This window comes from Shewanella sp. MMG014 (assembly GCF_018100775.1).
Lineage (GTDB): Bacteria > Pseudomonadota > Gammaproteobacteria > Enterobacterales > Shewanellaceae > Shewanella > Shewanella japonica.
In genome coordinates this window covers 455078-468032 of the sequence record NZ_JAGJDZ010000002.1, presented here as the reverse complement: position 1 = coordinate 468032, position 12955 = coordinate 455078, and the positions used below count along the sequence as shown (strand labels likewise).

Genomic DNA, 12955 nt, shown 5'->3' with positions numbered 1-12955 from the left:
ACTGATTAATTGATGGTTTTTTGTAATGTATTAATGCAATTTGGTTTTTTAATAAGTAAATTTTAACTTAATCTAAAGTGGAAGGTAACTTAAACTGAAAAGTCACTTTAATTAAAACTAACCTAAATTAAAAATGACATAAATTGAAACCTTAAAGTATGATTTTCAAAGTCTACTGATTAAATTATTATCACTAAGTATTATATAAATACAGGTAAGCCGAAACTCGGTATACCTGTATTTATATCGTGATGCTCATGCTAGTAGGATAGGTGCTAGTTCGAAAAATAATAGAACTATTTCCATCGATACTATAAAGATTTGTCTGTAATAGCAAAATTAACACGACGTATTTTTGAGCGCTCTGAAGTCGTCAATTTAACGCCTTTGTCTTCGATAATGTGTGCACTAGACTGAAGCTGCTTTGGTGAGGCGCCTAATAGTACTAAGTGTTCAACTAAGCCATCAGCGCGTTTTTTAGCTAACGCCTTGTTGTATTCAATTGTACCTTTATCGTCGGTATACCCTTGAATATCAACAGACTTATCAGGGTTTCTAGATAGGTAAGTGACAATACAAGACATATTACTGTCTAAGCTACTGTAAGGTTTTGCACTGTTGACTTCAAAGTAAACCGGTCTAAAACCAACAAGCTCTTCATTATCATTTTCTAAAGCGTATTCCATGCACGCAGGAGAAAGCGAAACGACTTTAGGTGGTTCAGGTTGAACTTCTGGGGTTGATTTACATCCAGATGCTGCAAGTAAGATCAAAAGAGGTACTGATAATTTAGAATATGCCATATCTACTTCTATTATTTAGTCCGTTAAAAAAGTATTCGTAAATTACCCATTATGGAATGCTTGGTCAATAGAAATAGATGGTTTTTTAATGAATGTTTTATAAGTTTAATTAAATTTATATCCTAATTAATTATATTTTAATTAAATACATACTAAAGGGTGTGAGATATTTGCTCTATTTTTATATTTACAATGATAAATGGTTTTTAATATTGTTTTTTTTAAATTGATGCTGCAACATATTGGGGTAAATTAAATAGAGTAGTGCATTAGTTTACATACTTAAGGATAATATAAAGGGATTTACCTGTACTTATGGATAAGAGTCAAACCCCCGAACATATGGTTGATGACAAGACTTTGGTCGCTGGCATTAATAACGGTTCAAATAGCAAAAATAATACGAATTTAATCGGTAAATGTTTTAAAAAGCGTTACTTAATAGAATCTAAAATTGGTCATGGCGGTATGAGTGATATCTACCGTGCAAAAGATCTATATTTAGAATCATTAAATGTCGCAGAACCGTTTGTCGCTATTAAAGTACTGTTATCACAATTTACTGACATTCCAGAAGCGCAACAGGTGTTAATTAAAGAGTCTGTGCAAACACAACAGCTCTCGCATCCCAATATTATTCGTGTATACGACGTTGATACTGACGATGGTTACCATTTTATGGTCATGGAATGGCTAGATGGTGAATCTTTAGATCAAGTGATTAAACGTTCTAAGCCGCTTGGACTTAACTTTAAAGGTTCAATGAAGATTATTGAGCAGATTGGTTCGGCATTAACTTATGCCCATAAACAAGGAATTGTGCATACCGATCTGAAACCATCGAATATTTTCTTAACCCGTCAAGGCAATATCAAGGTATTTGATTTTGGCGTGGCTAAATCATTCCAACATGAAAAAGACCATTATGCATTAGAACAAGTTGATCAAGACTCGCCACTGACAGGTTACACACCAGCCTATGCCAGCTATGAGCAGCTGATGGGTGAAGAAGCTTGTGCCGCCGATGATATTTATGCCTTTTCTTGCATTACCTATGAACTGTTAACCAGCAAACACCCTTACAAACGAGTTGCGGCAAATGAAGTCGATTTGGCCAAAGCATCGTTGAGTAAACCAAGTCATATTAGCTTACGTTTATGGCCTACACTCAAAAAAGGTCTTGCTATTAAGAAGGCGCAAAGAGCTGACTCTATCGCGACGATTATTGAAAAGTTTGAGAGTAAAGCCTGGCCGCTACCTACTGCGATTGCTGCGGCAGTGGCACTGATTGTTGTGGGAGTACAAGTCCAACAACATCATCAGCTGCAACTTGCGAATTTAGAGCAAAAAGTATCAATGACTGATCAAGTGCAAAATGAAACTCAGTCATACGAATACATTCCAGCTTCCGCATTATTAGAGCGCCTAGCTGAAATACCTGAAGATAAAGTGCTAATTCGTAATGGTTTATTAAGAAAACACCATACTGAAGTATTAGATATTGTTGAAAAGCGAATTGCTTCAGTTCCGAAAAGCAGTAACGGTTTATATCAAGACTATGGCCGAATTTCATTAATCATTGAAGCCACTGAGCGCTATTACCCTGACTCAATACGCTTATTAAAAATGAAAAACCAAGCAGAACGTAGCAAGCAGTCGGTGATAGATGCGTTATCTGAGCGATTAGCTTTACTGTTAAGTCAGTCAAGATACGATGAAGCAGGCGGAAATAATATAAAAGCGATTGTTGAAGACTTAGCCTTTATCGAGCCTAAGTTCACTTATGTGCCATCAGAAGAAGATTTTACACTTTATGCAACAGCTTTTGATGTAGCGCTTAAAACCCACGATGTCACTCAAATAAAGGCACTAATCACAACGGGTGAGGTTATTTTTTCACAGCAAGCTGAAGCACAGCCTTTACTGACTTATGGCGCTGAAATGAAGGTGGCGGTTGAACAACTCACTGCATACAACAATGCTGTCCAAAGCGGTAAAAATGCGCAATATCCTTACCAAGATGCAGAGGTCTATTACAGAAACACCTTTGAAGAGCTGACTGTCAGATTAGATGCCATTGATAATCCAAAAGACCTGCGAGCATTTGACGATGAAGTCAGAGTGCTAGCTGAGAGTGTACCGGAAGATTTTGAACCCTTATTGACTTTGGATAAACGTTTAGCAGGTTCTTACCTAAGACAAGCCAATATTTATTTAGAGAAACAATATTTAAAAACTGCCCGTGAATTATTTGCTCGTGGTAATGAGATGTATGAACGTCTAAACGGTGTTGAGAGGCTGTAAACCGCATTGCAAAGAGTGGGCAAATAACCAGTAAGGTGATGAAATCACCTTATTTAACTGCATATCAATTTAAGGATTGATATGCATTACGCTTTTAAATGTGTTGAGTCACTGTTTGCGCATAAGTTGTTTAAAGGAATGTATTTAAAATGGAATTAACGCTTGAGATAGTGAGCTTTCATCGGTTATCACCTGAGCAAGTCACATCTAAGGATGTAATCAGTTCGCTTACAATAGGTCGAGCTGATACTAATGATTGGCATTTACCTGATCCAGAAAAGGTGGTGTCGGGTACACATGCTCGTATTACGAAACGTTCTGACGGCTTTTATATTGAAGATTTATCAACGAATGGCTTATATATAAACCGTTCAGTTGAAGCGTTAGGATCTACAAAGCCTCATAAGATTGAGCATGATGATCTACTCACCTTAGGTGATTATGAAGTGTCAGCAAAGATGACAAATGGTATTAGTACTGGGGCTGCTTCTAGCACTCAATCAGCTGCAAGTGTTAGTGCCGACCCGTTTCAGGCTAACCAAGTGCTTGACAGTAATCCGTTTGAAAACGAATTTGAACAACAAATTGCTGGTTTTGACGCACAAAGTTTGTTGAATCAAGCGCCGAGTCAGTCTCAACCGCTACCTGATGTCAACGGTGACTTACAAGATCATTTTCAGCCTCCTGGGATGGCAATTCCAGAAGAGTGGGGCCAAGATTTCTTTAATGAGTCTGCGCCAGTGGCAGAGCCACAAGTTAGTATGCCAGTTAGTCAACCTGTTACGAATCAAGCTGCGCCGCAACCCGCTCACCAACAGCCGCAATCAATGCCGCCACAACAATTAGCAAGTATGGCAAGTCAGCAGCAAGTGACTAACCCACATGCGGCGCAATCAACAGCTCAACAAGCAACTCGATCAGAACCTCAACCACAAGTGAGCAATCAGGTACAAGCTGCTTCATCATTAAGCCAAGCTTTTTTTAAAGGTTTTGGTATTGATGAGCAAGAGTACAGCAAAGTACTCACTGAAGAATTAATGTTCGAGCTTGGTCAAAGCATGCAACTCATGCTCACTGGCTTAATGGACTCTTTGCGTCAACGCTCGAAGTTGAAAACAGAATTCAGAATTAACCAAACGACATTTCAGCAAAGAGAAAATAATCCGCTCAAGTTTTCAGCCAGTCTTGATGATGTTTTTCAAAATTTGTATTTGCGTAAAAGTGCGAGTTTTCTGTCATCTCAACAGGCCATTATTGAAGCATTTAACGATGGGCGTAAACATGACATTGCACTTACCGCTGGGACATTTGGTGCTTTAAGAGGCTTGTTAAATCAGCTCGATCCCGATCTTGTTGAGCAAAAAAGTCAAAGCCAATCATTTGCTGAAATGTTAGTGCCAGGCCAAAAGCAATTTAAACAATGGAAAGTCTACAAAAGTTTACATGAAGATTTACAGGCTGAGTTTGCTAACACAAACACCTCAGCATTATCTGATGACTTTGTAGAAGCTTACGACAATAAAATCAAATCATTATAATTTTAAGGGATTAAGCGATGAAACTAAAATTAGGATTGTATCAAGCTTTACTAGCCTCAGTATTGTTGATAAATACGGGCTGTAAAACCATTAATGCCGTGGTACCTGCTTATACCGATATCACGTTTAGTGCGAGCGCAGATATTAACCCTGATATCAATAAGCGTCCGTCGCCTGTGGTAGTAAAAATATTCGAACTTTCTTCCCGTACCATCTTTGATAATCAGGATTTTTTCACTCTTTACGAGTCTGCTGAATCGGTATTAGGACCTGACTTAATTCGAAAAGATGAGCTTGAATTGCAACCTTCTGAAATTCACGAGTATCCAATGAGCTTAGGTCAAAACACACGATACGTAGGGGTGATTGTGGCTTATCGCGATATCGATGCTTCTCGCTGGCGCTCAGTTGTTGAGGTTGACCCTACTGGATATGACAGTGTCACAGTCAATATAGAAAAAATAGCAGTTTATAACTCTGAGCAGTAAAGATTTTATTTAAATTGAAATAACGGATATTTCAACAACGATAACAAGTATTGGAAATAATAAGGAAGTTATGAGCGATTTTAGCCCAATAGCATGGACTGAAGGGATGTTTTTACGCCCTCAGCATATGCAACAACAAGAACGTTTTTTACAGTATCAGCAAACTCAAATAGCGAATAAAGCTAACCCATTTGCATGGGGAGTGACCCAATACGAAATTAATTATAGCTTGTTGCCACTAGGTCAGTTTGGTTTAGATAGAATTGAGTGTGTATTTCAAGATCAAACCTTAGTATTAATGCCTGAGCAAAGTCCGCTTCCTAATGCGTTATCGATACCAGCAGGGACAATCGATCAACTGATTTATTTAGTGCTTCCTGTAGCGAAAAGTAACGGCCTTAATATTTCGTCATCTGAACAAAATCAAATCACTCGCTACTTGTACGAAGATCATAATATTGTTGATACCAGTGTGGGTTCTGATGCAATGGAAGTGTTGCAAGTCGCAAAATTTGATTGCCGCTTAAAGCTGCAAAGTGAAGACCGTTCAGGCTATGTATCTATCGCCATCGCTCGAGTTATTGATGTTTCTGAAGAAGGGGCAATTAGGCTTGATAAAAAGTTTATTCCAGCTTGTACCGGCATAGAGCATATTAAAGCCTTGCTTAATGTCACTTCAGAAGTGACGGGAATGATAAACCAACGTGCAGAAGCTATTGCTGGCAGATTGAGTCAAGCTCAAGGATCTTCAAGCTCAATTGCTGACTTTTTAATGCTACAACTATTGAATAAATACCAACCTTTATTTGAGCATTATAGCGTCATCAATCATATCCATCCTGAAGTGTTATTTAGAACTCTAGTGAGTTTTGCAGGTGAGCTATCGACGTTTAGCAGCCAAGATAAAAGACCACCGAAATTGCCTACTTATCAGCATGATAATTTGACCTATGTATTCGGTAATATCATGGTCATTGTTAACCACGGATTAAGCACTGTCCTTGAGCAAACAGCAACAGAATTGGTACTCGAAAAAACCAAATTTGGCGTGTACTTCTCAACCATTGCCGATAAGAGTTTACTTGATAGCGCAGAGTTCATCTTAGCGGTGAAAGCGAATGTACCAAATGATGATTTACGTCAGCGTTTGCCGTCACAAATTAAAATTGGCTCGGTAGAAACGATTCGAGAACTGGTAAATAACCAGCTGGCCGGTATCGGAATCACGAACCTACCTGTTGCCCCGCGACAAGTGCCATATCATGCTGGCTATCATTATTTCCAATTAGATAAGAACAATAGCCATTGGATCAAACTTAAATCCAGTGGTGGTGTTGCGATGCATATTTCTGGCGCTTATCCGGATTTACAACTTGAGCTTTGGGCTGTAAGCGTTTAACAACCACAATATTAAGGATAATTTTTGTGAACGATAAAACCATTGTTAAACCACGTCCAGGGAAAGGCGCGGGGATGGCAATCCAAAAACCTAAAGTTAGTGATGATAATCAGAAAACATTAATACAAGAACAAAGCGTTGATAACAGAACGCAAAGTGCTGTATTAAGCTTGGCACAAAATCCGATTGTTGATTATGCAGGCACGTTACTATCTATTTGTACTCAATTACGCACGAGTACTCAGCATGATGACGTAAATACCTTACGTGTGCATTGTGTTGAGTTGATTAAACATTATGAACAACAACTTCGTAATGCTGATATTGCTGCCGAAGACATAAAGTCAGCGCGCTATTGCTTGTGCTGTTTTATTGATGAAGTGGTTTTGAATACAGCATGGGGCGGCCAAAGTTACTGGGCTTCTGAGAGTTTACTGTCGACTTTTCATAATGAAACACTCGGGGGTGAATATTTTTATACGCTACTTGATGCGTCTTTATTACAACCTGCTGAGAAATGTAACTTACTGGAATTGATGTATTTATGTTTAACGCTTGGTTTTGTCGGGAAAATGCGTATTGAGCCTCAAGGCGACCAGAAACTGGAAGCGTTAAGAGAGCGAACTTACCTTGCTATCCAATCTTGTAAAGGCGACTTCCATCGGGAGTTATCACCTGACTGGCGAAATAATATTGTGCCAAATTTATCATTTCAACAGCCTTTCCCTTTATGGGTGATTGGTGCGTTGTTTGGGGTGATTATTTTATTCGTCTACATGGGATTTAACTACAGTATTAATAGCTATTCGTCACAGGCATATAAGCAATTAACATCTATCGTACCATGGGAAAAAACCGTTGCTGCACAGCAACAATTAAGCCGTGAAGAAGCCCTTTTACTACAGCAGTTATTGCAGACAGAAATTAGTATGCAACTACTTGAAGTAGAGCAATTAAGTGACAGAGTTCGGATCAGAATTGGTGCTGGTGAATTATTCGCATCGGGTAACACTCAGCCAAGATCAGATTTTGAAGCGATTTTAGCTAAGATCGCTAGGACACTTGAAGGAACCAAAGGGAAAATCTTGATCACTGGCCATACTGATGACGAACCGATTTTTACGTCTAAATACCCATCAAATTGGCATCTCTCACTTGCTAGAGCCACATCGATTGGCAATGTGTTAGCGCATAACGCGTCATTGAGTGGTCGGTTATGGCCTGAAGGAAGGGGAGAGTCTGAGCCTCGTTTTGCTAATGATAGCGAGCTTAATCGTGCTTTAAATCGTCGAATTGAAATTGACTTATTGTTTTAGAGTGACAAAAGGAATTGTATAAATGTCTTTAAAATCAGTCGGCAAGGGAATTGTCGAAACACTTAAATCTAAATGGGTTATTACCATTTTAGGCTTTGTGTGTTTAGCACTACTTATTTGGTTTGGTGGCCCATTAGTCGCTATTGCAGGTTATGAGCCATTAGCGTCTGCAGCAGTTCGTGTCATTGTACTTTTGGTCATTGTCATGGTCTGGGGTGGCGTTCATTTTTCACGACAAATTAAAAGTAAAAAACAAAGTGAAGAAATGGCTGATAGCTTGATTAATGGTGAAGAAGGCGCTGCGGTTAACGGAGACGAGCTAGTAAAAAGTGAGATAACGCTGCTGCAAAACAAAATGACCCAAGCGTTAGATATTTTAAAACAAACTAAATTAACCAAAAACAAAAGTATTTATGAGCTTCCTTGGTACATCATGATTGGCCCACCAGGAAGTGGTAAAACGACTGCAATTCAGCATTCAGGATTGGAATACCCGTTAAAAGATAAAATGGGTGTCGACATGATTGAAGGTGTTGGCGGTACACGTCATTGTGATTGGTGGTTTACTAACAAAGCGGTACTTATTGATACCGCAGGACGCTATACCACCCAAGATAGTCATGTTAAACAAGACTCACGTGCATGGCAGGGCTTTTTGGGGTTATTGAAGAAATACCGACCAGTAAGGCCAATCAATGGCGTCATTATTAGCATGGGAATGTCGGAGTTACTTAATCAAACTAAAACTGAACGCAATCTACACGCACGAGCGATTAAGCAGCGTTTGCAGGAATTACAAAACCAGTTAGGCATGACATTTCCTGTTTATGTGTTGTTATCTAAATCTGATTTAGTTGCAGGATTTAACGAATTTTTTGATGATTTAACCAAAGAAGATTGCGAACAAATTTGGGGCGTGACTTTTCCATTAAATACCGAAGATGATGAAACTGACATCGTTAGTACTTTCAATAAAGAGTTTCATCATTTGTTATTGAACTTAAATGCTCGCTTAAATAGTCGCCTTAAAAATGAGCGTGATCTTGAGCGCCGAGCAGTAATTTATGAGTTCCCAAAACAACTACGATTACTTCAAAGTTCGGCAGATGATTTCTTAAAGGAAATATTTGCTCCGAATGCTTACGAAGAAGCGCCTCTTTTGCGTGGCGTATACTTAACCAGTGCGACCCAAGAAGGCACGCCGATTGACCATCTTTCAACGCACTTATCCAGCGGTATTAAAAGTAAAACTAAAAGCAATAATAGTAATAAGCAGCGTAGTTACTTTATTAAACGACTTTTGGAAGATGTCATTTTTCCTGAGAAGAATTTAGCCTCTACAAACCGCAAACATACTAACCAAAACAGAATGCTGCGTAAGGTTTCGGTGGGTGCAGCCGCAGTGGTCACTTTATTTACGAGTTATATTTGGTGGCAAAGTTATGATTGGAACCATGAGCTTATCGATAATACTTTTACTGAACTTGCTCAGTATGAGGATATTACTCATGGTGGTCTGAATGCGAACACTGATGTCATCACCTTAACTAAAGGTTTGACACTGATTCGTGATTTACCTGTGGGGTTTGGCTCAGAAAAACCTGAGGATGCACAAACGTTTGGTTTGTACCAAGGGGATAAGTTAAAGCAACCTGCTTCAGCTGCATATGAGCGAGCATTAGAAGCGCATTTATTGCCGTTTATGTTAGATGTGTTAAGCGAAGAAATGGATGCTAACGGTCAGCACCTTAATTATTTATATGAAACCTTAAAAACATATCTCATGTTGTATCTACCGGAGCATTTTGATGAAAGCAACATCAAAATTTGGTTCTCTGCTTATATTGATCGCAACATTACTGGGAATGTTAATGCCGAAATCAGAGAGCAGCTAAACCAACATATTGAGACACTTTTAACGTTAGGGATCCGTGGAACTCAATACGATGACATGGTTGTTGATGGCGCTCGAGCTAATTTAACCATGTTGCCGCTGGTGGAGCGAGCTTATCAGAGATTGAAGAGCGACTTCTCTCAAAGCAGTATTCCTGATTTTAAACTAGTGGATATTCTTAGTTTAGACAGTCTTGATGGCTTAACATTTATGAGTGGTAGACCGTTTAATGACGGTATTCCAGGCTTGTATACTTTTAATGGGTTCCACGGAATTTTCAATATTGAAAAAACCAAAATTATTAAAAACCTGACTGCTGACAGCTGGGTATATGGAGATGACTTAGCTAATTTAGATGAGCAGGCTAAAAAACGTCTAACAGCTGAATTAGAGCGTAAGTATATTCGTGACTATATATTTTATTGGGAAGACTTTTTAAGTGATATCTTTGTAAAACCATACTCAAGTCTTGAAGAGGCTGAGCGTGTGACAGCGGCGTTATCAAGTCCTGATCAACCCATAAAAACCATCATTGCCGCAGCGCAAAAAAATGTGCAACTAACCAAACTTCCTATGGAGTCTAATAATTTAAAGGCTGCATCAGAAGTGGCTACTAATGTCACTGATGTTGCCTTTCGTTCTAAAAAAGCGCAGTTAAATCGGTTGCTACCTGATACCGCAATTGAGTTAAATGTCGACCTGCCTGGTAAAGAAGTGGAAGTTGCCTTTAGTGAATTGATTAAAATTAACTTAGTAGAAGTCGATCAAATTCAAACGACTCTGCGCGCATTGAATCGAAATTACAGCAAGTTACTCCTTCAATCGGACGGCAGAGTCGTGAACCAGGCTGTAGAAGAAAACTTTGCTCAGATGGGAATGACATTGTCAGAGCAATTGATGGATTTACCATACCCAGTCAAAAATTGGTTAAATGATGTTGCTTATCAAACTAGATCATTTGCTAAAACTAACCAAAGTCAGCGATTTAATGGCATTTGGCGCTCAGAGGTCTTAGCTGAGTTTAATCGTGCGATATCAGGTCGTTACCCGTTCAATCGTCGTGCAAAAGAAGATGTGAGACTAAAAGACTTTAGCAAGTTCTTTGGCTATGGCGGCACCTTAGATCAGTTTTGGGACCAATATCTGGCAGCGCATGTTGATACCAGTAAAAAGCCATGGCGCTTTAAACGTAACATTGGTATTAGCTATGACGTGTTAGAAATGTACCAACGAGCTGAAATCATTAAAGAGGCATTCTTTGAACCGGGAACTAAATTCCCCAAAATTAACTTCTCTCTTGAACCACAACTACTGGACAGTAGTGTCAGCCTATTCTTATTAGAATTGGATGAACAACAACTTAAATACCGCCATGGACCAACACGTAAAGAGTTATTTTTCTGGCCAGGTCGAGGCGCCAATAATGAAACTCGCATTGCGTTTTCACCGCCTAATGGTGGCCGTTCAATCAATAAGAAGTACGAAGGAGAATGGTCATTCTTCCGCTTACTCGATGAGTTGAGCAAAAAACGTCCGCAAACAAAGAAAGACGGCAAGTTAATGATCAACCTCAGTGGATATAATGCTGAGTTAAAACTGATTGCTAACAGCGTAAACAATCCATTTTGGATGGCTAATATGGAGACTTTCTCATGTCCGTCGAATCTTTAATGCGATTAGGTTATTGCGGTAAAGTCCCCTCAAAGGGTGACTTTTTACAAGAAAATCTAGATATAGACTTTTTTAAAAACTGGAATGAGTGGTTACAAGCAGTCATTGCGGTGAGTAAAGAGCAAAGCGGCAATGAATGGCTGGATTATTATCTCACAAGCCCTGTTTGGCATTTTTCTTTGTCAGCTGGAGTATGCTGCGAGCAAGCAGTAGTGGGGACACTTATTCCGAGCGTGGATAATGTTGGGCGTCATTATCCTTTTACTTTAGCAGGCTTTCATCAGCAAGCTGCGGTATGTGGTTGGCATGAAAACGAATGGTCGACACAATTTGAAGCACAGATTTTGCAGGTACTTGAAGATGATATCAATCTTGAGACTTGGTTGAATGATGTCTCTGGGCAACAGTACACGATTCCGGTTACTGGTCTGTGTTCATCTCAAAGTGAATCTAGTGACATTACAAAAAAAGCTTGGGTTATTCAGGGAAGTAATGCTCCTAATATATTGTCACTACTTGATCAGCAATACCGTAAACAGTTTGAACGATACAGTATTTGGTGGACAGAAGGTTCATCAGAGGTTGAAGCATGCATGATTATCACAGAAGGGCTGCCTCAAATTAGCCAGTTTGTCTCTATGTTAAGCGGGCAATGGATACAAAGAGGTTGGAACACAGCCGCCTTAGTGAAGGAGCAAAATACGTGCACTTAAGTCAAGCTTTAACCCACAGAGGCACAGTACGAGAAATTAATGAAGACGCTATGTTAGAACTTCCGCATATCGGTGTATGGGTTGTTGCTGATGGGATGGGAGGTCATGCTGCTGGTGATGTGGCGAGCCAATTAGTTATCGACAATATTCAACAGGCTGTTGATGGATTATCTCCTGAGCTAATCAGTGTTGATATTTTAAAGCTCGCATTACAAAACAGTAATACCCAGCTTCAGCAAATGAGCCAAACTGATTTTGAAGGTAAAGTCGCCGGTAGTACAGTTGTAGTGTTGTGGTTATATCAAGGCGATTATCACCTGCTTTGGGTCGGCGACAGTAGGATTTATCTGTTAAGACAACAGAAAATGACAATGATTACCAAAGATCACAGTCAAGTGAATGACATGGTTGATGAAGGTTTGTTGGCCGCTGAAGATGCAGAGTCACATCCATTAGCAAATGTAATCACACGTGCTGTGGGAGTCGATAGTCAATTAGATATTGATTATCGGACGGGTAAAGTGGTTGAAGGCGATACGTTTTTACTTTGTAGTGATGGCCTAAATAAAGAACTTAGTGACACTGAAATCGAAGCCACAATTAACTCTGGTAATATTATTGATTCTGGACTGGCCTTATTACATGCATCGTTAGTTCGAAATGCGCGTGATAATGTCACTTGTATTTTAGTAAAAAACACTCAAGTTACGTCGGTTTTATCTTCAAAAGACATAAGTGAGTCAAATGATGACTTTGATAAAACCATTCCTGTATTTATTTAAAGAATAAATCGGAAGTTTTCTTGTTGATGAATTAACAAAAGTGTAAA

At 39.2% G+C, this 12955-nt stretch carries 9 protein-coding genes; 8 read left to right on the top strand and 1 reads right to left on the bottom strand.

Annotated features, from left to right (window positions below; translation table 11 throughout):
- Nucleotides 1–311 precede the first annotated feature (311 nt).
- Complete coding sequence (locus J8L86_RS05000) at nt 312–803, bottom strand: OmpA family protein (RefSeq protein ID WP_055023390.1); 492 nt, start codon at nt 801–803, stop codon at nt 312–314.
- Nucleotides 804–1118: 315 nt separating this feature from the next.
- Between J8L86_RS05000 and J8L86_RS04995 the strand changes: the two genes are divergently transcribed.
- From J8L86_RS04995 to J8L86_RS04960, 8 genes are all read left to right on the top strand, one after another.
- A complete protein-coding gene (locus J8L86_RS04995; RefSeq protein WP_211029072.1) occupies nt 1119–3107 on the top strand; it encodes a serine/threonine-protein kinase in 1989 nt (662 codons plus the stop codon).
- A gap of 149 nt (nt 3108–3256) precedes the next feature.
- A complete protein-coding gene (tagH, locus tag J8L86_RS04990; protein ID WP_065107826.1) occupies nt 3257–4645 on the top strand; it encodes a type VI secretion system-associated FHA domain protein TagH in 1389 nt (462 codons plus the stop codon).
- Nucleotides 4646–4662: 17 nt separating this feature from the next.
- Nucleotides 4663–5133: a type VI secretion system lipoprotein TssJ gene (tssJ, locus tag J8L86_RS04985; protein ID WP_055023387.1), complete on the top strand. Its 471-nt coding sequence runs from the start codon at nt 4663–4665 to the stop codon at nt 5131–5133.
- A gap of 70 nt (nt 5134–5203) precedes the next feature.
- Nucleotides 5204–6532: a type VI secretion system baseplate subunit TssK gene (gene tssK, locus J8L86_RS04980; RefSeq protein ID WP_055023386.1), complete on the top strand. Its 1329-nt coding sequence runs from the start codon at nt 5204–5206 to the stop codon at nt 6530–6532.
- A 26-nt stretch (nt 6533–6558) separates the two neighbouring features.
- A complete protein-coding gene (gene tssL, locus J8L86_RS04975; RefSeq protein ID WP_082972145.1) occupies nt 6559–7848 on the top strand; it encodes a type VI secretion system protein TssL, long form in 1290 nt (429 codons plus the stop codon).
- Between the two features lie 22 nt (nt 7849–7870).
- Complete coding sequence (tssM, locus tag J8L86_RS04970; RefSeq protein WP_211029070.1) at nt 7871–11413, top strand: type VI secretion system membrane subunit TssM; 3543 nt, start codon at nt 7871–7873, stop codon at nt 11411–11413.
- On the top strand, nt 11395–12126 hold the full coding sequence (gene tagF, locus J8L86_RS04965; RefSeq protein WP_211029069.1) for a type VI secretion system-associated protein TagF: 732 nt from the start codon (nt 11395–11397) through the stop codon (nt 12124–12126). The genes tssM and tagF overlap by 19 nt, the downstream gene beginning before the upstream one ends.
- Entirely contained in the window at nt 12117–12908 is a 792-nt protein-coding gene (locus J8L86_RS04960) for a protein phosphatase 2C domain-containing protein (protein WP_211029067.1), read from the top strand. Before tagF ends, J8L86_RS04960 begins: the two co-directional genes overlap by 10 nt.
- Nucleotides 12909–12955: the final 47 nt, after the last annotated feature.

Coding starts and splice junctions, on each gene's coding strand:
- J8L86_RS05000 (WP_055023390.1), bottom strand. CDS start 803: ATGGCATATTCTAAATTATCAGTACCTCTTTTGATCTTACTTGCAGCA.
- J8L86_RS04995 (WP_211029072.1), top strand. CDS start 1,119: ATGGATAAGAGTCAAACCCCCGAACATATGGTTGATGACAAGACTTTG.
- tagH (WP_065107826.1), top strand. CDS start 3,257: ATGGAATTAACGCTTGAGATAGTGAGCTTTCATCGGTTATCACCTGAG.
- tssJ (WP_055023387.1), top strand. CDS start 4,663: ATGAAACTAAAATTAGGATTGTATCAAGCTTTACTAGCCTCAGTATTG.
- tssK (WP_055023386.1), top strand. CDS start 5,204: ATGAGCGATTTTAGCCCAATAGCATGGACTGAAGGGATGTTTTTACGC.
- tssM (WP_211029070.1), top strand. CDS start 7,871: ATGTCTTTAAAATCAGTCGGCAAGGGAATTGTCGAAACACTTAAATCT.
- tagF (WP_211029069.1), top strand. CDS start 11,395: ATGTCCGTCGAATCTTTAATGCGATTAGGTTATTGCGGTAAAGTCCCC.